The sequence below is a fragment of the Streptomyces sp. NPDC012637 genome (genome assembly GCF_042954805.1).
Taxonomy (GTDB): Bacteria; Actinomycetota; Actinomycetes; order Streptomycetales; family Streptomycetaceae; genus Streptomyces.
Window position 1 is genome coordinate 1658631 of record NZ_JBIBDS010000001.1, and the last position, 26236, is coordinate 1684866.

The window sequence follows — 26236 nt, forward strand, 5'->3', positions numbered from 1 at the left end:
CCGCGGCGCCCGCCTACCCTGGACAGGTCATGGATCCCCGCTCGCTCACCCCCGCACTGCGCCTGCTGCGCCTCTGCCTCCATCTGCTGATGGCGGGCCTGCTGGTGCTCGCCGCGCTCCGCTCGCACACGACCGCGGGGATCGCGGCCGCCGTGGTCACCGGCGCGGTGTACGCGGCGGGGTCGCTGGTGCCCTCGGTACGGGCCTCCCAGCGGGCCGCAGCGGTGTGGCTCGGGCTGCTGTGCCTGAGCTGGCTGGTGCTGCTGTGGGTGACGCCCGAAGGACTGTGGATCGCCTTCCCCCTGTACTTCCTCCAGCTGCACCTGCTGCCGGCGCGCTGGTCGCTGCCGGCGGTGGCGCTCACCGCGTGCGCCGCGATCCTGTCGTACGTGCGGCACGGCGCGGCGCTCAACCCGGGGGTCTTCATCGGGCCGCTGCTCGGCGCGGCGGTCGCCGTCGCGACCGTGCTCGGCTACCAGGCGCTGTACCGCGAGAGCGAGCGGCGACGGCGGATGGTCGAGGAGCTGATCGCCACGCGGGCCGAGCTGGCGGCGGCCGAGCGGCACGCGGGGACGCTCGCCGAGCGGGAGCGGCTCGCCCGGGAGATCCACGACACCCTCGCCCAGGGACTCTCCTCGATCCAGCTGCTGCTGCGGGCCGCCGAGCGCGCCCTGCCGGAGGGCTCGCCGGCGGCGGGGCACATCGACGAGGCCCGGCGGGCCGCGCAGGACAACCTCGCGGAGGCCCGCCGCTTCGTGCGGGCGCTCGCCCCGCCCGACCTGGAGCACGGCTCGCTGGCCGGGGCCCTGGAGCGGCTGTGCGGGACGGCCGGCGCCGACGGGCCGCGGGTGCGCTGCTCGGTGAGCGGGACGCCGGTCGAGCTGCCCACCCCCTACGAGGTGGCGCTGCTCCGGATCGCCCAGTCGGCGCTCGCGAACACGGTCCGGCACGCCTCGGCCTCACGGGCGGAGATCACGCTGTCGTTCATGGGCGGGTCGGTGACGCTGGACGTGGTGGACGACGGCAAGGGCTTCGACCCGGTCTCCGTGCGGCCGTCCTCGGACGGCGGCTTCGGCCTTCCGGCGATGCGCTCCCGGGCGGAGTCGCTGGGCGGCTCCTTCACCGTCGAGTCCGCGCCCGGCCAGGGCACCGCCGTGGCCGTTTCCCTCCCTCTGCCCGGAGCCTGAAGATGACCGTCCGACTGCTGCTCGCCGACGACCACCCCGTGGTACGGGCCGGGCTGCGCGCCGTCCTCGACACCGAGCCTGACTTCGCGGTGGTGGGCGAGGCGGCGACCGCGGAGAAGGCGGTCGAGCTGGCCGCCGCCGGTGGCGTGGACGTGGTCCTGATGGACCTCCAGTTCGGTGCCGGGATGCACGGCTCGGAGGCGACCGCGGCGATCACCGCCGTACCGGACGGGCCGCGGGTGCTCGTCCTGACCACGTACGACTCGGACGCGGACATCCTCGCGGCCGTGGAGGCGGGCGCCTCTGGCTACCTCCTGAAGGACGCCCCGCCGGAGGAGCTGGCGGCGGCGGTGCGGACGGCGGCGGCGGGCCAGTCGGCGCTCGCCCCGGCCGTGGCGCACCGGCTGATGGACCGGATGCGCACCCCGGCGGAGGCGCTGACCCGGCGCGAGCTGGAGGTGCTCCAGCTGGTCGGCGAGGGCCTGTCGAACCAGCAGATCAGCAAGGCGCTGTTCCTGAGCCAGGCGACGGTGAAGTCGCATCTGGTCCACATCTTCGCCAAGCTCGGCGTGGACTCCCGTACGGCGGCGGTGGCGGCGGCGACGGCCCGGCGCCTGATCAGGCGCTGAGCGGCCGCGGCCCAGGACCTTCCGGCGGACCGGACCCGGACACCTCCTAGGAGGCGGCGGGAGGCGGCGGCGGACCGAAGAGCTCGACGGCGCGCCGGAGCGCCGTGAGGCCCTCGGCGAGGGCGCTGACCGAACCGACGGCACCGGCGATCAGGAGGAGCGAGCGGCGCAGCCGCCACACCTCGGGGGCCCCGCTGACGGCCATCGCGTCGAGCGCGGCGAGCTCGTCCTCGGCGATCCCCCGGTCGACGAACTCGGGCCGGTGGCCTGCCAGTTCGCGCCGTAACCGGGACACGGCGGCGCGCAGCTCGGCCACCCTCGGGTCCACGCCGTCAGCGCCCACTCGCCTCTGCCCCACGCTTCGCAACATGGCCGTTCCCCCCTCGCACGTCACTGTGCCGACCCGTCGGGCGGTGGTCAGGCGTCCGGGGTCGCGGGTCAGTTAACTCTTCGTGCGCCCGGCGCGCCAGCGGGCGGACAGAACTTCAGGCATCCGAGTGGTGCGGCCCGATGCGGTATGCAGTCCTCATGACTCATGAGACAGAAGAACCCCTCGTGGCGGGGCTGCTGCTGGCCGCCGGCGGCGGCCGGCGGCTCGGGGGGCGGCCCAAGGCGTTGCTCCCGCACCGCGGCCGGCCGCTCGTCGAGCACGCCGTCCGGGTCCTGCGCGAGGGCGGCTGCGAGGTGGTGCACGTGGTGCTCGGCGCGGCGGCCGACCGGGTGCGGGACGAGGCCCGGCTGCCGGGGTGCGTGCTGGTGGACAACCCGGACTGGGCCGAGGGCATGGGTTCCTCGCTGCGCGTCGGCCTCGCCTCCCTGAAGGCGGAGGCCCTGCCGGTGGACGCGGCCCTGGTGTCGCTGGTGGACCAGCCGGGGATCGGCGCGGCGGCGGTGGCCCGCGTGCTCTCCGCGTACGACTCGCGCGGGACGCTCGCGGCGGCCTCGTACGACGGTAAGCGCGGCCATCCGGTGCTCTTCGGCGCGGACCGCTGGGCGGCGATCGCGGCGGGCGCGGTCGGGGACCAGGGGGCGCGGGACTACCTGAAGGCGCACCGGGATGCGATCACGCTCGTGGACTGTTCGGATGTGGCCGAGCCCTATGACATCGACACGGAGGCGGACCTGGTGCACCTGGAGTGAAGGGCGTGGCACCGAGCGCCACGTTGTGTCGACCCGAAGAATCTCGACATCAACAAACCATTGAACTTCCACCATGAGGAAACTAGTATCCACTGTTCAGAAGCGCCTGATCCCCCGTGACGGCGCTCCCGGCCGTATCCCGGCGCGTGTGGCACTGCGTGCCGCATGACGACGCCCGGCGGCCGGGCTGGCACCGCCCGTGAAGTCCGCTGAAGGAAGTGACAGTTCATGTCCGCACCAGCGCCGTCCTCCCTGGTCGTCGTCGAAGCCGAGCCCCTGCCGCGCCAGGAGGAGGTGCTCACCGACGCGGCCCTCGCCTTCGTGGCCGAGCTGCACCGTCGGTTCACCCCCCGCCGGGACGAGCTGCTCGCCCGCCGCGCCGAGCGCCGCGCCGAGATCGCCCGTACCTCGTCGCTGGGCTTCCTGCCCGAGACCGCGGCCGTCCGCGCCGACGAGTCCTGGAGGGTCGCGCCCGCCCCCGCGGCGCTGAACGACCGGCGCGTGGAGATCACGGGTCCGACGGACCGGAAGATGACGATCAACGCGCTGAACTCGGGCGCCAAGATCTGGCTCGCCGACTTCGAGGACGCCTCCGCGCCCACCTGGGAGAACGTGGTCCTCGGTCAGGTCAACCTGATCGACGCGTACACGCGGAACATCGACTTCACCGACCCTCGGTCCGGCAAGAGCTACGCCCTGAAGCCGGCCGAGGAGCTCGCCACGGTCGTCATGCGGCCGCGGGGCTGGCACCTGGAGGAGCGTCACCTGACCGTCGAGGGCCGCCCGGTGCCCGGCGCGCTCGTCGACTTCGGCCTGTACTTCTTCCACAACGCCCGGCGTCTGATCGACCTCGGCAAGGGCCCGTACTTCTACCTGCCGAAGACCGAGTCGCACCTGGAGGCCCGCCTCTGGAACGACATCTTCGTCTTCGCCCAGGACCACGTGGGCATCCCGCAGGGCACCGTCCGCGCCACGGTCCTCATCGAGACCATCACGGCCGCGTACGAGATGGAGGAGATCCTCTACGAACTCCGCAACCACGCCGCCGGGTTGAACGCGGGCCGCTGGGACTACCTCTTCTCCATCGTCAAGAACTTCCGTGACGGCGGCGCCAAGTTCGTCCTGCCGGACCGCAACGCGGTGACGATGACGGCCCCGTTCATGCGCGCGTACACCGAACTCCTCGTCCGCACCTGCCACAAGCGCGGCGCCCACGCGATCGGCGGCATGGCGGCCTTCATCCCGTCCCGCAAGGACGCCGAGGTCAACAAGGTCGCCTTCGAGAAGGTCAAGGCCGACAAGGACCGCGAGGCCGGCGACGGTTTCGACGGCTCCTGGGTCGCCCACCCCGACCTCGTCCCGATCGCCATGGCCTCCTTCGACGCGGTGCTCGGCGACAGGCCGAACCAGAAGGACCGGCTGCGCGAGGACGTCCACGTCGAGGGCCCGGAGCTCATCGACATCGCGTCCCTGGACGCCCAACCGACCTACGACGGCCTGCGCAACGCCGTCCAGGTCGGCATCCGCTACATCGAGGCCTGGCTGCGCGGGCTTGGCGCCGTCGCCATCTTCAACCTCATGGAGGACGCGGCCACCGCCGAGATCTCGCGCTCGCAGATCTGGCAGTGGATCAACGCGGAGGTCGTCTTCGAGAACGGCCGCAAGGCCACGCCGGAGCTGGCCCGCGAGGTCGCCGCCGAGGAGCTGGCCGCGATCCGCGCGGAGATCGGCGAGGAGGCGTTCGCGGCCGGAAAGTGGCAGCAGGCCCACGACCTCCTGCTGCACGTCTCGCTCGACGCCGACTACGCGGACTTCCTGACCCTTCCCGCGTACGACCAGCTGGTCGGCTGACCGCACAGCAGCCGTCCGGCCCGCCCGGCCCCGTAGACCGACCCCGCCCCCGGTGCTCGCACAGCACCGGGGGCGGGGTCTTTCGCATTCCGTACCGGATCCGTTTGCGCCGTTTTTCGATCCATGGTGTTTCACAAGTCACGTGACGCAACCGAAACACGCAGCTACCTAGCGGTAACAAGCCGGAGCGTGCGAGATTCCGCCATGCCACCGGCCGGCGGCTGTCCCCCACTCACTGCGCACCGCTCACCGCAGGAGCACAGCCATGTCTTCGTCCCCGCACCGCCGCGCCCTGCGCGGACTGCTCGCCCTGTGCGTCGCCGCCGGACTCGTCTCCCTGGCCCCGGCACCCGCCGCCGCCTCCCCCGGCTCCGGGCCCACCGCCGTCGTCTCCATGGGCGACAGCTACATCTCCGGCGAGGCCGGCCGCTGGATGGGCAACAGCCTGACCACCACCGGCAGCCGCAACGGCACCGACCGGGCGTGGACCGGCAGCACGTACGACCCGAGCCGGGTCTACGGCACGTCGGCGGCCAACGGCTGCCACCGTTCGGACTCGGCCGAGGTCAGGAGCGCGGGCGCCATCGCGAGCGAGCTGATCAACCTCGCCTGCTCCGGTGCCACCACGCGGAACGTGTTCCGCAGCGTCGCCGGCGGCGTCTCGTACAAGGGCGAGGCCCCGCAGGCCGACCAGCTCGCGTCCGTCGCCGCCGGCCGCGACGTCAAGCTGATCGCGCTGTCGATCGGCGGCAACGACCTCGGCTTCGCCGACATCATCACGACCTGTGCCACGGACTACATCGTCTGGTACTCGTACTGCCACGACGACCAGCAGGCCGAGGTCGACGCGAAGATCGACGGGGTGATGGCGAACGTCGGCAAGGCCATCGACGAGATCAGAGCCGTGATGACCGGCGCCGGATACGCCAACTCGGACTACCGGATCGTGCTCCAGTCCTACCCCTCCCCCATCCCGCGGGCCGCCGACAACCGCTACGGCGAGAGCGGCTGGAGCCGCACGAACACCGGCGGCTGCCCGTTCTGGAACCTGGACTCCGACTGGGCCCGCGACTCCCTCGTCCCGCAGATCGCGAACCGGCTGAAGGCGGTCGCGACGGCCAAGGGCGCTCAGTTCATGGACCTGCGCGACATGCTGCAGGGGCGCGAGGTGTGCGCGAAGGCCAGCAAGCAGGTGTCGTCGACCGTGCCCGCCTCGGCGACGACGAGCGAGTGGGCGCGCTGGATCGACCAGAACCAGACCCAGGGCCCGCTCCAGGAGAACATGCACCCGAACTACTACGGGCAGCAGGCGCAGGGCCGGTGCCTCGCGCTGATCAGCGCCCAGGCGAGCGGCAACTACAGCTGCCGCAACACGGCGGGGACCGGGGCCTCCGGGATGTACCTCACGGCGGGCTGAGGCCCGGGCCTCAGGGCAGGCTGACGCCGAGGGGGCCGAGGACCCGCGCGGTCTCGTGCGGGTCGGCGGCCGCCATCGCGGCGACCAGCGCCGCCGAACCGCCGGGCCAGCGGGCCGCCGCCGCGTCGAAGGCGGTTCGCCGCTTCTCCAGCGGCCCCTTCTTGCCCGGCAGCCCGTCGAGGACCTGCAGGGCCCGGGCGGAGTCCGGCACCTCGGCCGGTTCCACCCGCCCGCCCCGCGCGAGCAGCGCCTCCTCGGCGCGGGCGCCGGCCACCGGGTCCGGGAGGGCGTCGCGCAGCGCCTCGGCGGGCGCGGCCGACCAGTCGAGGAGGCCGAGCAGGGCACGGGTGGCGGCGGCTTCGGAGGTGCCGGCGTTGACCGTGCCGATCGCGCCGACCAGCTCGCCCCAGGCGCCGGTGTCGTCGCCGCGGGCGCGCAGCCAGTCGGCGAGCACCCGGCCCGCGACGGCCGGCGGCCAGCCCTCGGCGGCCGCCACCAGGCGGGCGGCGCCCCAGCCCGCCGTCTCGGCGGCGTCGGGCACGGCGACCCGGCGCACCGCGAGGAGGTAGCGGACCACGGCGCAGCCGCGCGGGGTCAGCCCGAAGGCGTCGCCGTAGCGGAAGACGAGCCCGGTGGCGGCCAGCCGGTCGACGACGGCGGCGAGTTCGTGCGCGGGCTTGTCGAGCCGGGCCCGGTCGGTGTCGTTGATCCCGGGTGAGCCGAGCAGCCGGGCGAGTTCGCCGGCGGTCGGCGTGGTGTACGCGGGCGAGGCGGGCGGCGGTACGCGGACGGGCGCGTCCTCCAGGGCCGGGTCGACGGTCCAGTCCTCGAACTCGGCGGCGCGGCGGGCGACCGACTCGGCGGAGCAGCCGCGCTGGTAGAGCGTGTAGAGCAGGTGGGCGGCCTCGCCGCCGTAGGGCCCGGCCCCGCCCCCACGGGGGCCGGCCCCGCCGCCGTCCGGCACGGTCCCGGCCGTGCCGCCCTTCTCGGACGGCTCCGCGGTCAACGGCTCCGCGGCCGTCTCGTACGGCTGTGCCTCGGCGAGTTCGTCGACGACGGCGGCGAGCAGGTCGGCGTCCCGCTCCACGTCCTCCTCGGCCGCCTCCGTCTCGGGCGGCGGCAGCGGCACGGACGGGTCGCCGTAGTAGTCGAGGTGCTCGTCGAGCAGGGCGTCGGCGAGGCCGAGGTGGGGGAAGTCGTCAGGGCCGGGCGCGAGGTGCGCGTACTCCCCGGCGAGCCCTTCGGCGAGCCCGGCGGCGGTCCACCGGTCGAGGAGCGCGGCGGCGACGGTCCCGATGCCCTGGGCCACGTCGTGGTCGCCGAGCAGCGGCCCGGCGGCCGGCGGTCGCTCCGCGTCCCGGACGTACGCCCTGGTCAGGACCTCGGCGAGAAGGAGGTCCGCGACGGCGGTGCGGCCCATCAGGTCGGCCCGTCGCACGCCGTCCGGGAGCGGCGGCCCGTCGAGCGCGGCGAGCCAGGTGCGTACGGCCTCGGGGTCGTCGGCGTCGGTGCCGTCGGCGCGCAGCAGCTGGGCGTACCAGCGGGGCCAGGTGAGGTTCCCGGGGTCGCCCATGGCCCGCTCGAAGTCGGGCAGGGCCTCGCCGATCACGCCTTCCACCCGGCTGCGTCGCTCGCCGTCGAACCGCCCGGCGAGCGCGCGGAGCACCGCCGGATAGGTCCCGAGCTCACCGGGTGCCGCGCACACGAACGCGGGCAGGTCCTCCAGGAGGAGCTCCTTGGCGAGTGCGGGCGTCGGCTCCGGCACCCCGGTCCCCCGGTCCGCCCCGCGCAGCGCGAGCAGACTCAGCACGGCATCCGCGGCCCTGACGGCTCCTGGTCCCCGGAATTCGGGGTTCGCTTCCAGGAAGGCGTCAAGACCGGTGTTGGTGAGGGCGATCTCGGCCACGCTTCCCAGCGTAGTTCGGGGCGGGGCGGTGTGGCGGGTCGGCGACGCCCGTCAGACCGTCACGACCGTGCGCGGGGCCGAGAAGTCGCCCCAGGTGCCGTCGGGGAGCCTGGCGCGGAGCGTGAGGGCGTAGCGGACGCCGGGGGTGGCGGGAACGGCGAGGGTGTAGCTGACGGGGCCGGGGCCCGGGTCCGCGCCCCAGACGATGGTGGTGGCGAAGCGGCCGTTCAGGTGGAGCTGGTGCTCCTTGACGGGAGTCGGGGTGCGGGGCGGGGTCCAGGTGAGGGTGATGGTGCCCTTGGCTGCGGTGGCGGTGACGCCCGTGGGCGCGGTGGCGGGGCGCCTGCCCGGGGCGGCGAATGTGGTGAGGCCGGCGGGGTCGCTGTCCGGGGAGGAGTTCTCGGCGGCGTCGCGGGCGCGGACGGTGAAGGTGTAGGCGGTGGCCGGGCGCAGGGCGGTGAGACGGGCCTCGGTGACGGTGCCGGGGACGGTGTGGACTCGGGAGCCCGACTGGTAGACGTCGTAGGCGGTGACGCGGGTGTCGTCGCGGGCGGGCCGCCAGGTGAGTGCGGCGGCACCGGGGCCTTCCGGGGTGGCGCGCAGGGCCGTGGGGCGGGTCGGGGGCGTGCGGTCCTCGGCGGTGGCGGCGGGTGTGGTGGCGGTGACGGCGGTGCTGTCCGCGGAGACGTTCCCGGCGGCGTCGCGGGCGCGGACGGTGAAGGTGTGGGGCGTGGCGGGGGCGAGGCCGGTGACGTCGGTCATGAGGGTGGCGGCGGGCAGGTCCTTCACCCGGCGGCCCTGGCGGTAGACGGTGTAGCCGGTGACGGCCTTGTCGTCGGCGGCGGCGCTCCACATGACGTGGACGGTGGTCGCGCTGCCGGCAGTGGCGGTGACGCCTGCGGGGGCCGTGGGGGCGCGGGTGTCCTTGGCGGCCGCGGCGGCGCCGGAGCAGGCCGTGAGCGTGGCGAGGGCGAGAGCGGTCAGGGCCGACAGGGGTGCGGTGAGGGGGCGTTGCATGGGGGTGCCTCCATCCCGTAAAGGTCTGGACCTATATGGCACGGAGGGCGGGGCGGGGGCAAGGGGGCGGGAGGGAGGTGCTGCCGACGGTCCCGGCGAGGCGCTGCCGAGGTGCGGCCGGGGGGTGCCGCCGGAGGCGGCGCGGAAGGCGGCGCGACGCGGGAGGCGGCGCGGGGGACGCTGCCGGAGGGCCGCCGGAGGTGCCGCCGAGGTCGCCTGGGCGCGTTGTCAGTGGGGTGCGCTTCACTGATTCCATCACTCTCCGTAATGGAATCAGGGGGAATCGTGACGGACCGTACGACGTATGTGTCCCTGGCGGGCCTGCGGGGGCGCGGCTGGAGCAACTCCATGGTCGACGAGATGCTCGGACAGGCCGATGTGCAGGGACGCGACCCGCGGCGCTGGTCGCTCGCGCCGGTGCGGCTCTATCTGCTCGCCCGGGTGGAGGCGGTGGAGCGCACGCCGGAGTTCGCCGCGTCCGCCACGTCCGCGTCGAGGGGCGCGGCGGCCGAGAGACGGCGGCGGGCCGTGCTCGCGGCGATCCGCGCCGAGCCCATCGAGGTCCCCCGGCTGCCGGCCGCCGAGCTGGAGCGCCGGGCGGTCCGCCACCGGCATCTGCTCGGCGCACGCGGACCGGGCGGCGTCGCGGCCGGCGCGATGGTCCGCTGGCAGGTCGGCTACCTCCGCCATGCCCTCTCCCGCTACGACACCCTGCTCGACGGCCTCTACGGCGCCACGGGCCGCGCCGAGGCCGAACGCCTGCTGCGCCGTCGGCTGTACGAGGCGATCGCGGCGGTCTATCCGCACCTGGCGCACGAGTGCCGGCGCCGGATGGAGCTGGAGCGGTGACGGAGCGTCAGGGCTTCTCGGCGAGCAGCTGGGTGACGCGGCGGCAGGCGGCGGGGACCGGGGCGACGACGGGGACGGGAAGACGGGTGCGCAGGGCTTCCGCGGCCTCGCCGAGCGGGCCGCCTCCGATGACGACCGCCTCGGCCCCGTCGCGTGCGACGCAGGCGCGGGCGGCGGCCGTCAGCGCCGCGAGCAGCGGTTCGGGGCGGGCGGCGAGCTGCTGCGGGTCACCCGCGGTGAAGCGGGCGCCTGCATACGCGGACGTCAGACCCAGACGGTCCACGTGCGCGGCGATGGCGTCGGCCAGCAGCGGGGTCGTCGTGGCGATCCCGAAGCGGCGGCCGCCTGCGGCCGCTTCGGCGAGCGCGGCCTCGCCGATGCCGACCACGGGCACCGGGAGCGAGCGGGCGGAGTCGAGCCCCGGGTCGCCGAACGCGGCGACGATCACGGCCGCGCAGTCACCCGAGGCGACGGCCGCGCGGGCGGCGGTGACGACGTGCGGGGCGGCGGAGCGCAGGGCGGCCGGGTCGGTGAGCACCGGCGGCCCCTCGGCGACCGTGACGCCCCGGACCCGCAGTCCCGTTCCCGCGAGGGCGCGGCGGGCGATCTCCGTCATCATCCGGGTCGTGGCCGCCGACGTGTTGGGGTTGACGAGCACCACGGCGGGCCGGGCCGTGACGGCCGGCGCCCCGGGCCCCGCGGCGTGCGCGGGAACCGGGGCGGGCGGGAGGGAGGTCGGGCGGTTCAGTGGACGTGCGCCGCCTTCGCCGCCGCCGTCTCGGAGATCTCCTCGCCCGGCTCCATGGGCGCGGTCACCGTGTCGTCGTCCCGGTTCCTGCCCAGGTGGTTGAAGACCAGGTTGAGCAGGACCGCGGCGACACAGCCGGTGGAGATGCCGGAGTCCAGGATGATCTTCGCGGTCTCCGGAAAGGCGTGGTAGAACTCCGGCGCGGTGATCGGGATGATGCCGACCGCCAGCGAGACGGCCACGATCAGCACGTTGTTGTCCTTCTCCAGACCGGCCTTGACGAGCGTCTGGATGCCGCTCGCGGCGACCGAGCCGAAGAGGACGACGCCCGCGCCGCCGAGCACCGGCCGCGGCACGACCGAGATCAGCGAGGCGGCCACCGGCGACAGGCCCATGAGGACCAGGAAGCCACCGCCGCAGGCGACCACGAAGCGGCTGCGGATCCGGGTCATGGCGACCAGGCCGATGTTCTGGGCGAAGGCGCTGCACATGAAGCCGTTGAACAGCGGGCTGATCGCGGAGCCGAGGGTGTCGGCGCGCAGTCCGGCCGCGATGGTCTTCTCGTCGGCGGGCCGCTCGACGATCTCGCCGAGCGCCAGCATGTCCGCGGTCGACTCGGTCATGGAGACCAGCATGACGACGCACATGGAGATGATCGCGGCGAGGGCGAACTGCGGGGCACCGAAGTGGAAGGGCGTCGGGAAGCCGACGACGTCGGCCTCCGTCACCGGGCTGAAGTCGGTGACGCCGAAGGGGATGGCGATCAGCGTGCCGAGGACGAGACCGACCAGGACGGCGATCTGCTTCAGGAAGCCGCGGGTGAAGCGGCGCAGCACCAGCACGATGACCAGCGTGACGGCGGCCAGCGAGAGGTAGGTGGTCGAACCGTAGTCGTCGGCCGCGGGACTGGGCCCCTGGGCCCAGCCGAAGGCGACCGGCAGCAGCGAGACGCCTATGAGGGTGATGACGGTGCCGGTGACGACCGGCGGGAAGAACCGCACGAGGCGGGAGAACCAGGGGGCGGCGACGAAGCCGAGGAGTCCGGCGACGATGATCGCGCCGAAGATGACGGGAAGGGCGTCGGCCTTGTCCTTCGTCGTGTCGACGATCGCGAGCATCGGGGCGACGCCGGCGAAGGTGACTCCGTTGACGAACGGCAGCCGGGCGCCGATCTTCCAGACGCCGAGGGTCTGGAGGAAGGTGGCGAGGCCGGCCGTGAAGAGGCTGGCACCGGTGAGGAAGGTGAGCTCGGTTCCGGAGAGGCCGACGGCCGCTCCGACGATCAGCGGCGGGGCGACGACGCCCGCGTACATGGCGGCCACGTGTTGCAGACCGCTGGTGAGCATCTTCAGTGGGGGCAGGGTCTCGTCGACCGGATGTCTGGTCCGGTCGTCATCGAGGTCCGAGCCTGCGTCTTGTGCATTGCGAACCTGGGGCTTGGCAGCCACGGCGGTCCTCCGGTCGGGTACACGTCGGCGGCGACGAGGGTGTCAGGGAGGTGGTGCGATGCGGTGCGGGTGCAGGAGGTGCGGCTCGTTGCGCTGGTGGAGCGGTGCGCCGCCGGAGAGGGTGCGGCACGGGACGGGGCGCCCGGTGGGGGTGCGGACACGGGTTCACCGATCCGGAGGGTGCCGTACGACTGTGCGTACGCACACCCTCCGGTCCGGCTGCCGCGGACCCCGCTCGGGTCCACGGCGACCGACCGAGGGCCGTCCCCCTCGGTCGGACTCCTTGGGGAGGGATCAGCCCTGGGCCGCGATACGGGCCAGGCGCTGGGCCTCCGTGCGCGCGTCGCGCGCGATCTGGTCCTCGTCGGCGGTGAGCAGTCGGTTGTTCTCGACGATCTGCTTGCCGTTGACGAAGGACGCGGTGACCGGCGCCGCCGCGCCGAAGACGATGGCGGTGACCGGGTCGGCGATCGACGAGTGGCCGAGGCCGTCGATCTTCCAGAGGACGAAGTCGGCGAGCTTGCCGGGCTCCAGGGAGCCGATGTTGTCGGCGCGGCCGAGGACCTGCGCACCGCCGAAGGTACCGAGGCGCAGGGCCTGGCGGGCGTTGAGCGCGGCCTCGCGGTGGGCGCCGAGGCGGTTGATGAGGAGGGCGTTGCGCAGCTCGGTGTGCAGCTCGCCCGACTCGTTGGAGGCGGTGCCGTCGACGCCGAGGCCGACCGGCACGCCCGCCTTGAGCATGTCGGGTACGCGGGCGATGCCGGCGGCGAGGCGCGCGTTGGACGACGGACAGTGGGCGACACCGGTCCTGGTGCGGGCGAAGGCCGCGATGTCGGAGTCGTTCATGTGGACGCAGTGCGCCATCCACACGTCCTCGCCGAGGAAGCCGGTGGACTCGAAGTAGTCCGTGGGGCCCATGCCGAACAGCTCGTGGCAGAACTTCTCCTCCTCCACGGTCTCCGAGCCGTGCGTGTGCATGCGCACGCCGAGCCGGCGGCCGAGGGCCGCGCCCTCGCGCAGCAGCTCGGTGGAGATGGAGAAGGGCGAACAGGGGGCGACGGCGACCTGGGTCATCGCGTCGAAGGAGGCGTCGTGGTACCGCTTCACCGTCTCCTCGGTCGCGGCGAGCGCGCCCTCGGTGGTCTCGACGGCGAAGTCCGGCGGCAGGCCGCCGTCCTTCTCGCTGCGGTCCATGGAGCCGCGGGCGAGGGTGAAGCGGACGCCCATGTCGGCGGCGGCACCGATGATCGCGCCGGACAGGTCTCCGGAGCCCTGGGGGTACACGTAGTGGTGGTCCATCGCGGTGGTGACACCACCGCGCGCCATCATCGCGAGCGAGCCCTGGGCCGCGACCCGCACCATCGACTCGTCGATCCGCGCCCACGTCGGGTAGAGCGCGACCAGCCAGTTGAAGAGGTTGTGGTCGGTCGCGAGGCCCCGGGTGATCCACTGGTAGAAGTGGTGGTGGGTGTTGACCAGACCCGGCGTGATCAGGTGGCCGGTGGCGTCGATCCGCCGGACCACGTTCTCCAGGCCTTCGGGGGCCTTGCCGGCACCGAGGGACTCGATCTTGTTGTCGGCGACGACGAGGTAGCCGGTGGCGTACTCGGTGTCGTTCGCGTCGACGGTCGCGATCGCCGCGTTCTCGATGACGATGCGCTGGGTGGCTGCCGAAGGTGCTGCCATGGCGGTGCTTCCTTCATTCCAGAGGGGATTGGTGGGCACGGCAGGACCCTAGGAGGATTTGAGTGCCGGAGCGGTCTGACGGCTCCGGGTGCCGAGATGATGGAAGAACAGGTTCAGCAGGACGGCCACGAGCGCGCCCGCGCTGATGCCGGAGCCGAGCACGGTCTGTGCCCAGGCGGGGAATCCGGCGTAGAAGGTGGGAGCGGCGAGCGGGATGATGCCCGCTCCGAGCGCGACGGCCACCAGGATGATGTTGGAGCTGTCGTCGAGTCCGGCCTCCGACAGGGTGCGGATGCCGCTGACCGCGATCGAGCCGAAGAGCACGATGCCCGCGCCGCCGAGGACCGGCATGGGCACCAGCGAGACGACCGCGCCGAGGACCGGGAAGGCACCGAGGACGAGCAGGGCGCCGCCGGCGACGGCCACCACGTAGCGGCTGCGCACCCGGGTGAGGGAGACGACGCCGACGTTCTGCGCGAAGGCCGAGGTGGGGAAGCCGCCGAAGACGGGACCGAGCAGGGTCGCGATGCCGTCGGTGCGCAGGCCCCGGGTGATGGTCCGCCCGTCGCTGCGCCGCTCGCAGATCTCGCCGAGGGCGAGCATCCCGGCGCTGGACTCCGTCATCAGGACCAGCATGACGATGCACAGGGAGAGGATCGCGGCGGGCTGGAACTCGGGAGCGCCGAAGGCGAAGGGCGCGGGCAGCGCGGCGACCGGCGCCTCGCGCAGGGCGGTGAAGTCCGCCATGCCGAACGGGATCGCGGCGAGCGTGCCGACGAAGAGGCCGAGGAGCAAGGCGATCTGTTTGACGAAGCCCTTGCCGAAGCGCTGGAAGAGCAGGATGACGACGAGGGTGAAGCCGGCGAGCGCCAGGTACTTCATGGCCCCGAAGTCGGCGGCGTTCTTGTCCCCGCCCTGGGCCCAGCCCACCGGGACGGGCATCAGGGTGACACCGATGAGGGTGATCACGACGCCGGTGACGAGCGGCGGGAAGAAGCGGAGCAGCCGGCCGAAGAAGGGGCCGACGGCGAGGCAGAACACTCCGGCGACCATCACGGCGCCGTAGATGGCGGGCAGCTGGTGGCCCCTGGCGCTGGTCTCGGCGATGGCGAGCATGGGCGCGATGCCGGCGGAGGAGGCGGCGTTGACGAACGGCAGCCGGTTTCCGGCGAAGCGTCCGAGGCCGATGGTCTGCAGGATGGTGGCGCAGCCGGCGATCAGCAGACTGGCGGCGATGAGCCGGGTCATCCCGGCGGCGTCCAGGCCGACGGCCTGGCCGATGATGAGCGGAGGGGTGACGACGCCCGCGTACATGGCGGCGATGTGCTGGAGTGCCGCGGGCACGAGCCGCGAGGCGGGGAGCTTCTCGTCCACCGGGTGGCAGGCGGCCGGGGCCGGGGCGGTGGTGGACGGCGGGGTGGAACACGGGCCTTCGGCGGTTGCCGGCCCCTTTGCGGGCGGTGCCATGGATCTTCCCTCCGGTCAGTGGGCCCCCGCCCGGCTGCGGGGCGGGCGGGGGCGGCCACTCGGTGCCGCTTAGAGGTTGGTCATGTCGACCGGGATCTGCGCCGTGGCGCCGTCCCGCAGGACGGTGGCCTCGATGAGGCCGTACATGCGGTCGGCGGCGTAGTAGACCTCGTTGTCGTTCTTCAGGCCGAAGGGCTCGAGGTCGACCAGGAAGTGGTGCTTGTTCGGGAGCGAGAAGCGGACCTCGTCGATCTCCGAACGGTGGTTGATGATCCGCGTGGCCATCTGGTACAGCGTCTGCTGCAGCGAGTACGAGTAGGTCTCCGCGAAGGCCTCGAGCATGTGCTTCTTGGTCTGCTCGTAGGACCGCTCCCAGTTGGGCATGCGCTGGTCGTCCTCGGTCCAGTTGAACCGCCAGCGGCCCGACACCTGGGTGGCGAGGATCCGGTCGTACGCCTCCTGGAGGGTGGTGTACTTGTCCTTGATGTAGCCCCAGAACTCCGAGTTGGTGGAGTTCATGACGACGAGGTCCTTGAGGCCGGAGATGACCTCCCACTTCTCGCCGTCGAAGGTGATCTGGGTGACGCGGGTCTCCTGGCCCTTGCGGACGAAGGAGTGGTTGACCTCTTCGGCGCCGATGAACTTGGAGTTGGCGTCGGAGCTGGCGATCCGCTCCCAGGCGTACTCCTCGATCCGGATCCGGGCCCGCTTGATGGGCTCCTGGCTCGTCACGAAGTGACGGGCGAGGTGGATGCCGAACTGCTCGGCGGACTCGATGCCGTACTCCTTGGCGAACGCGAAGACCGTGTTCTTCGTCGTGTCGGTGGGGAGGCAGTGGGCGTTCGAACCGGTGAGGTGGACGTCGTCGAGGTCACCGGAGAGGGCGACGGAGACGTTCAGGTCCTTGATGTGGTGCGTGCCGCCGTCGCGCGTGATCTTGACGACGCGGTTCTCTGCTTTGCCGTACTGGTTCTGGCCGAGAATCGTGGGCATGTCTGCTAGCTCCCTCGGTAAACGGAGTAGCCGAACGGGTTGAGCAGCAGCGGTACGTGGTAGTGCTCGCCCGGGACGACGGCGAACGTGATCGCCACCTCCGGGAAGAACGCTCCGGTCGCACCGCTGTCCCGATTCGCGGGGGCGTCCTGCTGCGCCTCGGCTTGCTTGTTCTGCTTGCTCAGGAAGTACGCCTCGGTCTCGAAGTCGAGGCGCACGTGGGTCGTGCCCTCCGGCAGGGCCGGGAGGTCCTTGCAGCGCCCGTCCGCGTCGGTGGCGGAGCCGCCCAGGGCGACCCACTCGGCGTCGGAGCCGGCGCGGGCCGTGAGGGTGATGGCCACGCCCTCGGCCGGCCGGCCGATGCTGGTGTCCAGGATGTGGGTGGACACCGAGGCCGTGGTGTCGGTGCTCATCAGTTCTCTTCCTCGGTGGTCTCGACGAGACGGGTCAGACGGATGCGGTTGATCTTGCCCAGTTCGGTGCGGACGATCTCCCGCTCCTGCTCCGGCGAGTTCTCGATCCGTTCCCGGATGGCGTCGCGCATCTGCTCGCCGGTCTTGCCGGTGGCGCAGATGAGGAAGACATGGCCGAACCTGTCCTGGTAGGCCAGGTTGAGTTCGAGCATCTCGGCCTTGAGTTCCGCGGAGGCGCCGGCCATCCCGCTCTGCTCGCGGGAGGAGGTCGGGTCCCCTTCCTTCGGACGACCGATCGGCGGGTGGCCCGCCATCGCGTCGGCCAGGTCCTCGGCGGTCAGCTCGGCCATGGCGGCGTCGCTGGCGAGGAAGAGGGCTTCGGCGGTGGCAAACGGGCGCTGGGCGAGGATCTTGCTCCCCCACGCCGAACTGGAGCACACCTCGTGGAGCGCGGTGACGGCGTCACCCTCCGCCGAGGTGTTGAACCGGGCGAGGCCCGGTGTCGTACCTGAAGTCACGGGAAGCCTCCGTGGCTGTTTTTCGCTGTGCGTCGGACGGGCTGCGGATAGCTAACGCCCTCCGCAACACCACGTCAACACTTTGTTGAAAACTCGGCTACGCAAAAGCCGCCGTCCCGACATGTGGACGACGGCTTCCGGCACCGAATGATCAACTAGCTGTCCTTGGGAGACTTTTCCCTGTTCAGGGCGGTCTCACGGTTCAGGTAGTTGTACACGGTGAAGCGGCTGACCCCGAGGGCGCCGGCCACCGTCTCCACTCCATGGCGCACCGAGAAGGCACCTCGTGCCTCCAGGATCCGCACGACCTCCTGCTTGTTCTTGCGGTCGAGCTCGGAGAGCGGCATCCCGTGCCGCCGTTCCATGGCGGCCAGGATGTGGTCCAGGGATTCGGACAGCTGCGGCAGCCGTACGGCGAGGACGTCCTCGCCCTCCCACGCCAGCACCACGTCGTCCGTCTCGGCCTGCTCCGGGCCGAGCAGCTCGGCGCCCATCGCGTCGACCAGCGGCTTCACCGCCGCGACCAAGGGATGCTCGGTCATCTGTCCCCCTCACCGTCCTTGCCGGCCCCGCCGCCGATCACGTTCACCTGGAGCGAGACCCGGGTGGCCCCGGCCGCCAGGGACTTGCGCAGCAGCTCGTCGACCGCGGTGAGCACCGCGTCCGCGCCGCCCTCGGCCGTGTTGCCGAAGGGACCGACGTCCACCGCGTCCAGCTCGGCCGACTGGATGACCTCCCGGGCCACGACCGCGTGCGCCGGCGCCTCGTCGAGGTCGAACGGCTCGGTCGTGAACTCCACTCTCAAACGCACCATGCCCCCACGCTACGGCCCGCCCGCGGCCCACGGGAGCCCCGGACCTGCGGGGTCCTCTTGACAAGTCGGCCACCCTGATAGCAACCTTCCACCAGACAGAAACTTACTTCCGCAATACGGAAGGAGCGCCGACCCCTCATGGGATACACGGACCAGCGCTTCGATGTGAACCTGTCGATCCTCTTCACGGAACTCCCGCTCCTGGAGCGCCCCGCGGCCGCCGCCGCGGCGGGCTTCACCGCGGTCGAGCTGTGGTGGCCCTGGATCGACACCGCCACCCCCGACCAGAGCGAGCTCGACGCCCTCAAAAAGGCTCTCGAGGACGCCGGCACCCAGCTGGTGGGCCTGAACTTCTACGCCGGTCAGCTCCCCGGCCCGGACCGCGGCGCGGTCTCCGTGCCCGGCGAGGAGTCGGACCGCTTCCGCGCCAACATCGACGTCGCCGCGGACTTCGCCGCCTCGGTCGGCTGCAAGGCGCTCAACGCGCTCTACGGCAACCGCGTCGAGGGCGTGGACCCGGCCGTCCAGGACGAACTCGCCCTGGAGAACCTGGTCCTGGCCGCCCGCGCGGCCGACCGGGTCGGCGCGATCCTGCTGATCGAGACCCTCAACAAGCCGGAGTCCCCGCTCTACCCGCTGGTGAGCGCGCCCTCCGCGATCGAGGTCGTCGACAAGGTCAACGCGGCCACCGGACTCGGCAACGCCAGGTTCCTGCTCGACATCTACCACCTGGCGATGAACGGCGAGGACGTCAGCGCGGTCATCGCGCGGTACGCCGACAAGACCGGCCACGTCCAGATCGCCGACATGCCGGGCCGTGGCGCCCCGGGCACCGGCGAGCTCCCGCTCGAGCAGCTGCTCGACGAGCTGAAGAAGGCCGGTTACGACGGCTTCGTCGGCCTCGAGTACAAGGCCGCCGACGCCGCCGCGTCCTTCGCATGGTTGCCCGCCGAGGCACGCGCCGCCAAGTAAGTCCGGGCGTTCCGCCAGGTCACCCCCGACCTTTTCGTACGAAGCTTTCAGAGAAGGACCCTCCCCAATGAGCAACCTCGCTGATTCCTCCCAGCCCACCCGCCCGGCGATCGCGTGGATCGGCCTCGGCATCATGGGCTCCCCCATGTCCGAGAACCTGATCAAGGCCGGCTACTCCGTCACCGGCTTCACCCTGGAGCAGGACAAGCTGGACCGCCTCGCCGCCGCCGGCGGCACCGCGGCCGGCTCGATCGCCGAGGCCGTCAAGGACGCCGACGTCATCGTCACGATGGTCCCGGCCTCCCCGCAGGTCGAGGCGATCGCCTACGGCCCCGAGGGCATCCTGGAGAACGCCAAGGCCGGCGCGCTGATCATCGACATGTCGTCGATCACGCCGCAGACCTCCGTGGACCTGGCGAAGAACGCCAAGGAGAAGGGCATCCGCGTCATCGACGCGCCCGTCTCCGGCGGCGAGGCCGGCGCCATCGAGGCCGTCCTGTCGATCATGGTGGGTGGCGAGCAGGCCGACTTCGACGCGGCCCTGCCGATCCTCGAGGCCCTCGGCAAGACCATCGTCCTCTGCGGCCCGCACGGCTCCGGCCAGACGGTGAAGGCCGCCAACCAGCTCATCGTCGCCGTGAACATCCAGGCGTGCGCCGAGGCCGTGGTCTTCCTGGAGAAGTCGGGCGTGGACCTCAACGCCGCCCTCGACGTCCTCAACGGCGGTCTGGCCGGTTCCACCGTCCTGACCCGCAAGAAGGACAACTTCCTGAACCGGGACTTCAAGCCCGGCTTCCGGATCGACCTGCACCACAAGGACATGGGCATCGTCACCGACGCCGCCCGCAACGTCGGTGCGGCCCTCCCGGTCGGCGCCGTGGTCGCCCAGCTCGTCGCCTCGCTGCGCGCGCAGGGTGACGGCGGCCTGGACCACTCGGCCCTGCTGCGCGCCGTCGAGCGCCTCTCCGGCCGGCAGGTCTGATCCTCGCCCGTCCCTGACGGGCCCCTGATTTCCGGACGGCGGCGGCGCTGACAACTGTCCTGTCGCGCCCAGGCGTCGCCGCCGTCCGGAACACCACACTTCATTTCAACAAACTGTTGACGTTGTTCGAGGACCGTCCTTACGCTCCAGAGCACTCCACCAGTCAGCAGTGCAGCTCCCCGTACGGAAGGTCGACCCGACAAGATGCCTCAGCGCGTGCTTACGACCGAGTCCGGCGCCCCGGTCGCCGACAACCAGAACTCCGCCACCGCCGGCGTCGGTGGCCCCATCCTCCTCCAGGACCAGCACCTGCTGGAGAAGCTCGCGCGCTTCAACCGTGAGCGCATCCCGGAGCGCGTGGTCCACGCCCGCGGCTCCGGCGCGTACGGCTACTTCGAGGTGACCGACGACGTCACCGCCTTCACGAAGGCCGCGTTCCTGTCCGAGGTCGGCAAGAAGACCGAGCTGTTCCTGCGCTTCTCCACCGTGGCCGACTCGCTGGGCGGCGCGGACGCGGTCCGCGACCCGCGCGGCTTCGCGGTGAAGTTCTACACCGAAGAGGGCAACTACGACCTCGTCGGCAACAACACCCCGGTGTTCTTCATCAAGGACCCGATCAAGTTCCCCGACTTCATCCACTCCCAGAAGCGCGACCCCTTCACGGGCAAGCAGGAGGCGGACAACGTCTGGGACTTCTGGGCCCACGCCCCCGAGGCGACCCACCAGGTGACCTGGCTGTTCGGCGACCGGGGTATCCCGGCCTCGTACCGTCACATGAACGGCTACGGCTCGCACACCTACCAGTGGACCAACGAGGCGGGCGAGGCCTTCTTCGTCAAGTACCACTTCAAGACGAACCAGGGCATCCGCTCCCTCTCCGCCGAGCAGGCCGCCGAGGTGGTCGGCAAGGACGCCAACTCGCACCAGACCGACCTGCTGCAGTCCATCGAGCGCGGCGTGAACCCCTCCTGGACCCTCTACGTGCAGGTCATGCCGGCCGCCGAGGCCGCGGACTACCGCTTCAACCCGTTCGACCTCACCAAGGTGTGGCCGCACGCGGACTACCCGCTGCAGCGCGTGGGCCGCCTGGTCCTCGACCGCAACCCGGACAACGTCTTCGCCGAGGTCGAGCAGGCCGCGTTCTCCCCGAACAACTTCGTCCCGGGCATCGGCCCGTCGCCGGACAAGATGCTCCAGGGCCGCCTCTTCGCCTACGCGGACGCCCACCGCTACCGCCTCGGCGTCAACCACACCCAGCTGCCGGTCAACGCCCCCAAGGCGACGGTGGCGGACAACTACGGCCGCGACGGCTTCATGGCCACCCGCAACGGCTCCCGCCACGACAAGAACTACGAGCCCAACTCGTACTCGGGTCCGGCGCAGACCGACGCCGCGCTCTCCGCGCCGCTCGCCGTCCAGGGCTGGACCGGCACCCACGCGGCCCCGGCGCACGTCAAGGACGACGACTTCTTCCAGGCCGGTGAGCTCTACCGCCTGATGTCCGAGGACGAGAAGTCCCGCCTCGTCGCCAACATCGCCGGCAGCCTCTCCCAGGTCGCCCGCGAGGACATCGTCGAGAAGAACCTCGCCCACTTCGCCGCCGCCGACGCCGAGTACGGCCGGCGCGTCGAGGAGGCAGTCCGCGCCCTGCGCGAGGACTGAGCCTCCGACACCCCGACTGCGTACGGCACCTGACGGGAGGTCAGTGACCGTACGCAGTCCGGATCACCGGCCCGGATGAGGGGTGGTCGGTGAACCGGACAGCGTGAGGACCGCGGTGGCGCCGAGCCAGTGCGGTGGTAAGGGCCTGTCGGCTCCCCTTCTTGACCTGAAGGAAGGGACCGGCCGCAGCGCCCGTCGGCACCACCGCGGTCCCAACGCCCCCCTTCTCGCACGGAAGGGGGCCAGACTCCGCCCGGCGGCGCGAACGTCCTGTCGCGCCAGCCTCGTGCCGTCGGGCGGTCACCAAGCGAGAGCGCGGAACCAGGTTTACGGTCCCTGGTTCCGCGCTCTTCCTTTTATGCGGGGCCCGCATTCGTACGATCCGCATGCGTACGATCCGTCTTCGCGCGGCCCGGTGCCGGCGACGGCGCCTTCGGCCGCGGCGCGCCGACGACCAGCGCGAGGGTCACCGCGAGCGAGGCGAGGGCGAGCAGCGTCATCGCCGTGGCGGTCGAGGTGAGCTGGGCCAGGCCGCCGGCCAGGGCGGCGCTGAGACCCTGGAGCGCGAGCATCCCCGAGGTGTGCAGCCCGAGCGCGTGGCCGCTCAGCTCGTCCGGCACGAGCTCCATGAGCCGTTCCTGGTACAGCAGGCTCGCGGCGTAGCCGACGGCGGAGACCGTCACGGCGACCGCCGCGAACGGCAGCCAGGGCCGCAGGAAGAACAGCAGGTACGGGGCCGCGAGCAGGGCCTGCAGCGGCGCGGCGAGGCGCCCGCGCCACCGCGCCGGTACGAAGCGGCCGACGGCGGTGTCCCCGGCCAGCATTCCTGCCGCGGCGCAGACGAAGAGCAGTCCGGCGTGCTCGGGGTCGTACGGCACGAAGAGCGACTCGCAGCCGACGACCAGCCCGTTCGGCACCCAGAGCGCGAGGTAGACGCGGCGGCGCTCGGGCGAGGACCACAGCCGGGCGTTGGTCCGCCAGGTCTCGGCCGGCGAGGGCCGCCCGGTGGCGCGCGGGGCCCGAGCGGACAGCCCGCCGCGGGCGAGCAGCGCGGCGACCAGGTAGAGCGCGGCCCCGGTCAGCAGGGTGCCGCGGGTCGAGAGCAGCGCGAGCAGCAGACCGCCGGCCGCGAAGCCCGCGATCTGGCACACGCCGACGGACATGTTGAACACGGAGCGGCCGAGCAGATAGTCGTCACGCGGCAGGATCTCGTTGAGCAGACCGCCTCGCACTCCACCGCCGACCGAGCCGGCGAGTCCCTGGAGGAGGAGGATCCCGAAGGCGGCGGCGACCGGAAGGCCGGGAAGCGTCTGGGCGGCGGTGCCGGCCGCGAAGACCAGGGCGACGGCGGTGAGCGCGGCGCGCGGCGGCAGCCGGTCGGCCGCCGCGAGCAACGTGGTGGCGCCGACGAGCTGGGCGAGCGCCGGGCCGAACATCGCGAGCGCGGAGAACAGCGGCGAACCCGTGGCACGGAACACCAGCGTGGCGAGGCCGAGACCGGCCACGGTCTGGGCGGCCGCGAGGGCCGCGCCGCTGAGGAAGAGCGGGGTGAACTCGGGAACACGGAAGACATCGCGGTAGCGGGGCATGCCGCGGAGTCTCGGGGAGTGCGGTGCGGCGCCGTTATTGTTTCGCGGGGAGGCGAAACCATGGGCTGGTGGCAGATCGGCACGGACGCCCTCGCGAGCAGCCGGTTCGTGGTGTCGCCGCTGGCGGAGACCGTGGCGGCCCTGAAGACCCTGCACGCGGCCGGGGGCGCCCACCCGGGTGAGCGGGCCTGGCTGGCCGCCCGTCTGCCCGCGTACCGGGAACGCCTCGCCGCCGAGCCGCTCGACGCGCTGCTGGTCAGGGCCGCCATCGGCCCCACCTGGAACGCGGACTTCCTCACGCCGACACCGCTGGGCGAGGGCGAGCAGTCCTTCGAGGACGAGGTGGCGGCGGTGCGGGAGGCCGAACCGGACGACGCCGAGCCGCAGTTGGAGGTGGCGGTGGGCGGTCCCGTGCCGGAGCCGCTGCGGTCGCGGCGGGACCTGCCGAGGCGCATGGCCGGGGTCCTGGAGTGGGTGTGGCGGGAGACGGTGCTGCCGGAGTGGCCGCGACGGCGGCGGATCCTCGAGGCCGATGTGGTGGCGCGGACGGCGCTGTTGGGCCGGGGAGGCTGGGCGGCGGCGCTCGACGAGCTGTGCCCGGGGAAGATGAGGTGGCTGGGCGACGGGCGGCTGCAGATCAACACCCGTGACTATCCGCCGCGTTCGGTGGGCGGCGGCCGACTGCTCTTCGTCCCGGTGACGCCGGCCACGGGCTGGGCCTCGTGGGAGGGTTCGGAGCGCTACGCAGTCGTGTACGCGTGCTCCGGCGCCCTGGCGGACGTCACGGGCCCCGTCGTGCCCGAGGCACTCGGCGCGCTGCTGGGCCGGGCTCGTGCCGGCGTCCTCGTACGGCTCGAATCACCCAAGTCCACCAGCCAGTTGGTGGCCCTCACGGGGCAGGGTCTCGGCTCGGTCGGCCGGCATCTGAAGGTGCTGCTCGACGCCGGTCTGGTACGGCGGAGACGGGCCGGCCGGTCGGTCCTGTACGACTGGACGGACGCGGGCGCGGTCCTCGTGCGGGCCCGGACGCGGTGAGGCCCCCGCCCCGGTGCTCCTCGGGGCGGGGGCCGTCTCACGGCTTCCCGGTCAGACCTGCAGGGCCTTGATCGCGGTGGGCGCGTGGCCGGGCTCGGTGGCCAGGTCCTCGAACTCGGTGACGTCGCTCATGTCGACCGTCTTGCTCATCGCGATGTTGGTGATGCGCTCCAGGATCGCCTCGACGACGACCGGGACCTGGAACTCGACGGCCATCTTCTTGGCCTGCTCCAGGGCCTCGCCCAGCTTGTTCGGGTCCTCGACGCGGATCGCCTTGACGCCGAGGCCCTCGGCGACCTTGACGTGGTCGACGCCGTAGACGCCGATCTCCGGGGTGTTGATGTTCTCGAACTCGAGGTTGACCTCGAAGTTGATGCCGAGGCCGCCCTGCGCCTGCCGGATCAGACCGAGGTAGGCGTTGTTCACGAGGACGTGGACGTAGGGGACCTTGTGCTGGGCGGCGACCGCCAGCTCCTCGATCATGAACTGGAAGTCGTAGTCGCCGGAGAGGGCGACGACCGGGGTCTCCGGGTCCGCCGTGGCGGCACCGATCGCGGCCGGGATGGTCCAGCCGAGCGGGCCCGCCTGGCCGCAGTTGATCCAGTGGCGCGGCTTGTAGACGTGCAGGAACTGCGCGGCGGCGATCTGGGAGAGACCGATGGTGGTGACGTAGCGGGTCTCCGGGCCGAAGGCCTTGTTCATCTCCTCGTAGACGCGCTGCGGCTTCATGGGGATGTCGTCGAAGTGCGTGCGGCGCTGCAGGGTGGCCTTGCGCTCCTGCGCGGAGGCGGCCCAGGCGGAGAAGTCGGGCAGCTTGCCCGCGGCCTTCCACTCCTTCGCGATCTCGACGAAGAGCTCCAGGGCGACCTTGGCGTCGGAGGCGATGCCGTAGTCGGGCGCGAAGATCTTGCCGATCTGGGTGGGCTCGATGTCGACGTGGACGAACTTCCGGCCCTTGGTGTAGGCGTCCATGTTGTAACCGGTGTGGCGGTTGGCCCAGCGGTTGCCGATGCCGAGGACGAAGTCCGACTCCAGGAAGGTCGCGTTGCCGTAGCGGTGCGCGGTCTGGACGCCGACCATGCCTGCGGCGAGCTCGTGGTCGTCCGGGATGGTGCCCCAGCCCATGAGGGTGGAGATGACCGGGACGTTGATCAGCTCGGCGAACTCGACCAGCAGGTCGGAGGCGTCGGCGTTGATGATGCCGCCACCGGCGACGATCAGCGGCCGCTCGGACTCCAGGAGGAAGCCCAGCGCCTTCTCGGCCTGGGCGCGGGTCGCGGACGGCTTGTAGACCGGCAGCGGCTCGTACGTCTCCGGGTCGAAGTCGATCTCGGTCAGCTGGACGTCGATCGGCAGGTCGATGAGGACCGGGCCGGGGCGGCCGGAGCGCATCAGGTGGAAGGCCTGCTGGAAGACGCCGGGGACCTGCGCGGCCTCCAGGACGGTCGTCGCGGCCTTGGTGACCGGCTTGGCGATCGAGGCGATGTCGACGGCCTGGAAGTCCTCCTTGTGGAGCTTCGAGGTCGGGGCCTGGCCGGTGATGCAGAGGATCGGGATCGAGTCGGCGATCGCCGAGTACAGGCCGGTGATCATGTCGGTGCCGGCGGGGCCGGACGTACCGATGCAGACGCCGATGTTGCCGGCCTTGGCCCGGGTGTAGCCCTCGGCCATGTGGGAGGCGCCCTCGACGTGGCGGGCGAGGGTGTGGCTGATCCCGCCGACGTTCTTGAGCTCTCGGTAGAAGGGGTTGATCGCCGCGCCGGGCACACCGAACGCGTTGGTGACGCCTTCGCGCTTGAGGATCTCAACGGCCGCTGCGGCGGCGGTCATACGAGGCATGGGAGTGCTCCTGCTTCGGGGCCTTGACGGCTTGTTTCCATAATGCGGAAGTACTGTTCTGCTATACGGAAGCA

At 72.0% G+C, this 26236-nt stretch carries 24 protein-coding genes; 10 read left to right on the plus strand and 14 right to left on the minus strand.

The window, feature by feature from the left end:
• Nucleotides 1–29 precede the first annotated feature (29 nt).
• Both ACFY8W_RS07425 and ACFY8W_RS07430 read left to right on the plus strand, forming a co-directional pair.
• On the plus strand, nt 30–1187 hold the full coding sequence (locus tag ACFY8W_RS07425) for a histidine kinase (RefSeq protein ID WP_391101339.1): 1158 nt from the start codon (nt 30–32) through the stop codon (nt 1185–1187).
• 2 nt (nt 1188–1189) lie between these two features.
• Nucleotides 1190–1816 (plus strand): response regulator, encoded by a 627-nt coding sequence (locus ACFY8W_RS07430; protein WP_386870871.1) that lies wholly within the window; start codon nt 1190–1192, stop codon nt 1814–1816.
• A gap of 46 nt (nt 1817–1862) precedes the next feature.
• On the opposite strand, the gene ACFY8W_RS07435 is transcribed toward ACFY8W_RS07430, so the two are convergent.
• The gene (locus tag ACFY8W_RS07435) at nt 1863–2186 is read right to left on the minus strand and encodes a DUF5955 family protein (protein ID WP_391101343.1); all 324 of its coding nucleotides are present in this window, start codon (nt 2184–2186) and stop codon (nt 1863–1865) included.
• A gap of 158 nt (nt 2187–2344) precedes the next feature.
• Between ACFY8W_RS07435 and ACFY8W_RS07440 the strand changes: the two genes are divergently transcribed.
• The 3 genes from ACFY8W_RS07440 to ACFY8W_RS07450 all read left to right on the plus strand — a co-directional run bounded on the left by ACFY8W_RS07440 (nt 2345) and on the right by ACFY8W_RS07450 (nt 6224).
• The gene (locus ACFY8W_RS07440) at nt 2345–2956 is read left to right on the plus strand and encodes an NTP transferase domain-containing protein (protein ID WP_391101346.1); all 612 of its coding nucleotides are present in this window, start codon (nt 2345–2347) and stop codon (nt 2954–2956) included.
• A gap of 228 nt (nt 2957–3184) precedes the next feature.
• A complete protein-coding gene (gene aceB, locus ACFY8W_RS07445; protein ID WP_391101348.1) occupies nt 3185–4807 on the plus strand; it encodes a malate synthase A in 1623 nt (540 codons plus the stop codon).
• 265 nt (nt 4808–5072) lie between these two features.
• A complete protein-coding gene (locus ACFY8W_RS07450) occupies nt 5073–6224 on the plus strand; it encodes a GDSL-type esterase/lipase family protein (protein WP_391101350.1) in 1152 nt (383 codons plus the stop codon).
• A 10-nt stretch (nt 6225–6234) separates the two neighbouring features.
• On the opposite strand, the gene ACFY8W_RS07455 is transcribed toward ACFY8W_RS07450, so the two are convergent.
• Nucleotides 6235–8130, minus strand: coding sequence for a hypothetical protein (locus ACFY8W_RS07455; RefSeq protein WP_391101353.1), 1896 nt, complete (start codon nt 8128–8130; stop codon nt 6235–6237).
• A 51-nt stretch (nt 8131–8181) separates the two neighbouring features.
• Complete coding sequence (locus ACFY8W_RS07460; RefSeq protein ID WP_391101356.1) at nt 8182–9147, minus strand: fibronectin type III domain-containing protein; 966 nt, start codon at nt 9145–9147, stop codon at nt 8182–8184.
• A 285-nt stretch (nt 9148–9432) separates the two neighbouring features.
• On the opposite strand from ACFY8W_RS07460, the gene ACFY8W_RS07465 reads away from it, so the two are divergent.
• Nucleotides 9433–9996 (plus strand): hypothetical protein, encoded by a 564-nt coding sequence (locus tag ACFY8W_RS07465; RefSeq protein WP_391101359.1) that lies wholly within the window; start codon nt 9433–9435, stop codon nt 9994–9996.
• Nucleotides 9997–10003: 7 nt separating this feature from the next.
• Here the strand turns inward: ACFY8W_RS07465 and ACFY8W_RS07470 are convergent, their stop codons facing one another.
• The 9 genes from ACFY8W_RS07470 to ACFY8W_RS07510 form a co-directional block, all read right to left on the minus strand.
• Nucleotides 10004–10657 carry an aspartate/glutamate racemase family protein gene (locus tag ACFY8W_RS07470; protein WP_391101362.1) on the minus strand — a complete coding sequence of 218 codons (654 nt, stop codon included), beginning with the start codon at nt 10655–10657 and terminating at the stop codon, nt 10004–10006.
• An 83-nt stretch (nt 10658–10740) separates the two neighbouring features.
• Complete coding sequence (locus tag ACFY8W_RS07475) at nt 10741–12090, minus strand: solute carrier family 23 protein (RefSeq protein ID WP_391101365.1); 1350 nt, start codon at nt 12088–12090, stop codon at nt 10741–10743.
• 396 nt (nt 12091–12486) lie between these two features.
• The gene (locus tag ACFY8W_RS07480) at nt 12487–13878 is read right to left on the minus strand and encodes an 8-oxoguanine deaminase (RefSeq protein ID WP_391101368.1); all 1392 of its coding nucleotides are present in this window, start codon (nt 13876–13878) and stop codon (nt 12487–12489) included.
• A gap of 48 nt (nt 13879–13926) precedes the next feature.
• Nucleotides 13927–15345, minus strand: a complete 1419-nt coding sequence (locus ACFY8W_RS07485; RefSeq protein WP_391101371.1) for a solute carrier family 23 protein — start codon at nt 15343–15345, stop codon at nt 13927–13929.
• A gap of 69 nt (nt 15346–15414) precedes the next feature.
• Complete coding sequence (gene pucL, locus ACFY8W_RS07490) at nt 15415–16338, minus strand: factor-independent urate hydroxylase (protein WP_391101374.1); 924 nt, start codon at nt 16336–16338, stop codon at nt 15415–15417.
• A gap of 5 nt (nt 16339–16343) precedes the next feature.
• Entirely contained in the window at nt 16344–16751 is a 408-nt protein-coding gene (gene uraH / locus ACFY8W_RS07495; protein ID WP_391101377.1) for a hydroxyisourate hydrolase, read from the minus strand.
• Nucleotides 16751–17269, minus strand: a complete 519-nt coding sequence (uraD, locus tag ACFY8W_RS07500) for a 2-oxo-4-hydroxy-4-carboxy-5-ureidoimidazoline decarboxylase (RefSeq protein ID WP_391101380.1) — start codon at nt 17267–17269, stop codon at nt 16751–16753. Before uraD ends, uraH begins: the two co-directional genes overlap by 1 nt.
• Before the next feature lie 155 nt (nt 17270–17424).
• Nucleotides 17425–17811: a helix-turn-helix domain-containing protein gene (locus ACFY8W_RS07505; RefSeq protein WP_391101382.1), complete on the minus strand. Its 387-nt coding sequence runs from the start codon at nt 17809–17811 to the stop codon at nt 17425–17427.
• Nucleotides 17808–18080 carry a hypothetical protein gene (locus tag ACFY8W_RS07510; protein ID WP_391101782.1) on the minus strand — a complete coding sequence of 91 codons (273 nt, stop codon included), beginning with the start codon at nt 18078–18080 and terminating at the stop codon, nt 17808–17810. Before ACFY8W_RS07510 ends, ACFY8W_RS07505 begins: the two co-directional genes overlap by 4 nt.
• 141 nt (nt 18081–18221) lie before the next feature.
• On the opposite strand from ACFY8W_RS07510, the gene ACFY8W_RS07515 reads away from it, so the two are divergent.
• The 3 genes from ACFY8W_RS07515 to ACFY8W_RS07525 all read left to right on the plus strand — a co-directional run bounded on the left by ACFY8W_RS07515 (nt 18222) and on the right by ACFY8W_RS07525 (nt 21699).
• On the plus strand, nt 18222–19055 hold the full coding sequence (locus ACFY8W_RS07515) for a TIM barrel protein (protein ID WP_391101384.1): 834 nt from the start codon (nt 18222–18224) through the stop codon (nt 19053–19055).
• Nucleotides 19056–19122: 67 nt separating this feature from the next.
• Nucleotides 19123–20037, plus strand: a complete 915-nt coding sequence (locus ACFY8W_RS07520; RefSeq protein ID WP_391101387.1) for a 2-hydroxy-3-oxopropionate reductase — start codon at nt 19123–19125, stop codon at nt 20035–20037.
• Nucleotides 20038–20241: 204 nt separating this feature from the next.
• Nucleotides 20242–21699, plus strand: coding sequence for a catalase (locus tag ACFY8W_RS07525; RefSeq protein ID WP_391101389.1), 1458 nt, complete (start codon nt 20242–20244; stop codon nt 21697–21699).
• Between the two features lie 356 nt (nt 21700–22055).
• On the opposite strand, the gene ACFY8W_RS07530 is transcribed toward ACFY8W_RS07525, so the two are convergent.
• The gene (locus ACFY8W_RS07530) at nt 22056–23288 is read right to left on the minus strand and encodes an MFS transporter (RefSeq protein ID WP_391101392.1); all 1233 of its coding nucleotides are present in this window, start codon (nt 23286–23288) and stop codon (nt 22056–22058) included.
• Nucleotides 23289–23348: 60 nt separating this feature from the next.
• Between ACFY8W_RS07530 and ACFY8W_RS07535 the strand changes: the two genes are divergently transcribed.
• Entirely contained in the window at nt 23349–24323 is a 975-nt protein-coding gene (locus ACFY8W_RS07535; RefSeq protein WP_391101395.1) for an ArsR family transcriptional regulator, read from the plus strand.
• A 51-nt stretch (nt 24324–24374) separates the two neighbouring features.
• Here the strand turns inward: ACFY8W_RS07535 and gcl are convergent, their stop codons facing one another.
• A complete protein-coding gene (gcl, locus tag ACFY8W_RS07540; protein ID WP_391101785.1) occupies nt 24375–26153 on the minus strand; it encodes a glyoxylate carboligase in 1779 nt (592 codons plus the stop codon).
• Nucleotides 26154–26236 lie beyond the last annotated feature (83 nt).

Coding starts and splice junctions, on each gene's coding strand:
- ACFY8W_RS07440 (WP_391101346.1), top strand. CDS start 2,345: ATGACTCATGAGACAGAAGAACCCCTCGTGGCGGGGCTGCTGCTGGCC.
- ACFY8W_RS07525 (WP_391101389.1), top strand. CDS start 20,242: ATGCCTCAGCGCGTGCTTACGACCGAGTCCGGCGCCCCGGTCGCCGAC.
- uraH (WP_391101377.1), bottom strand. CDS start 16,751: ATGAGCACCGACACCACGGCCTCGGTGTCCACCCACATCCTGGACACC.
- pucL (WP_391101374.1), bottom strand. CDS start 16,338: ATGCCCACGATTCTCGGCCAGAACCAGTACGGCAAAGCAGAGAACCGC.
- ACFY8W_RS07515 (WP_391101384.1), top strand. CDS start 18,222: ATGGGATACACGGACCAGCGCTTCGATGTGAACCTGTCGATCCTCTTC.
- ACFY8W_RS07460 (WP_391101356.1), bottom strand. CDS start 9,147: ATGCAACGCCCCCTCACCGCACCCCTGTCGGCCCTGACCGCTCTCGCC.
- ACFY8W_RS07425 (WP_391101339.1), top strand. CDS start 30: ATGGATCCCCGCTCGCTCACCCCCGCACTGCGCCTGCTGCGCCTCTGC.
- ACFY8W_RS07520 (WP_391101387.1), top strand. CDS start 19,123: ATGAGCAACCTCGCTGATTCCTCCCAGCCCACCCGCCCGGCGATCGCG.
- ACFY8W_RS07505 (WP_391101382.1), bottom strand. CDS start 17,811: ATGACCGAGCATCCCTTGGTCGCGGCGGTGAAGCCGCTGGTCGACGCG.
- ACFY8W_RS07485 (WP_391101371.1), bottom strand. CDS start 15,345: ATGGCACCGCCCGCAAAGGGGCCGGCAACCGCCGAAGGCCCGTGTTCC.
- ACFY8W_RS07435 (WP_391101343.1), bottom strand. CDS start 2,186: ATGTTGCGAAGCGTGGGGCAGAGGCGAGTGGGCGCTGACGGCGTGGAC.
- ACFY8W_RS07480 (WP_391101368.1), bottom strand. CDS start 13,878: ATGGCAGCACCTTCGGCAGCCACCCAGCGCATCGTCATCGAGAACGCG.
- ACFY8W_RS07450 (WP_391101350.1), top strand. CDS start 5,073: ATGTCTTCGTCCCCGCACCGCCGCGCCCTGCGCGGACTGCTCGCCCTG.
- ACFY8W_RS07430 (WP_386870871.1), top strand. CDS start 1,190: ATGACCGTCCGACTGCTGCTCGCCGACGACCACCCCGTGGTACGGGCC.
- ACFY8W_RS07535 (WP_391101395.1), top strand. CDS start 23,349: ATGGGCTGGTGGCAGATCGGCACGGACGCCCTCGCGAGCAGCCGGTTC.
- ACFY8W_RS07475 (WP_391101365.1), bottom strand. CDS start 12,090: ATGCTCACCAGCGGTCTGCAACACGTGGCCGCCATGTACGCGGGCGTC.
- aceB (WP_391101348.1), top strand. CDS start 3,185: ATGTCCGCACCAGCGCCGTCCTCCCTGGTCGTCGTCGAAGCCGAGCCC.
- ACFY8W_RS07530 (WP_391101392.1), bottom strand. CDS start 23,288: ATGCCCCGCTACCGCGATGTCTTCCGTGTTCCCGAGTTCACCCCGCTC.
- gcl (WP_391101785.1), bottom strand. CDS start 26,153: ATGACCGCCGCCGCAGCGGCCGTTGAGATCCTCAAGCGCGAAGGCGTC.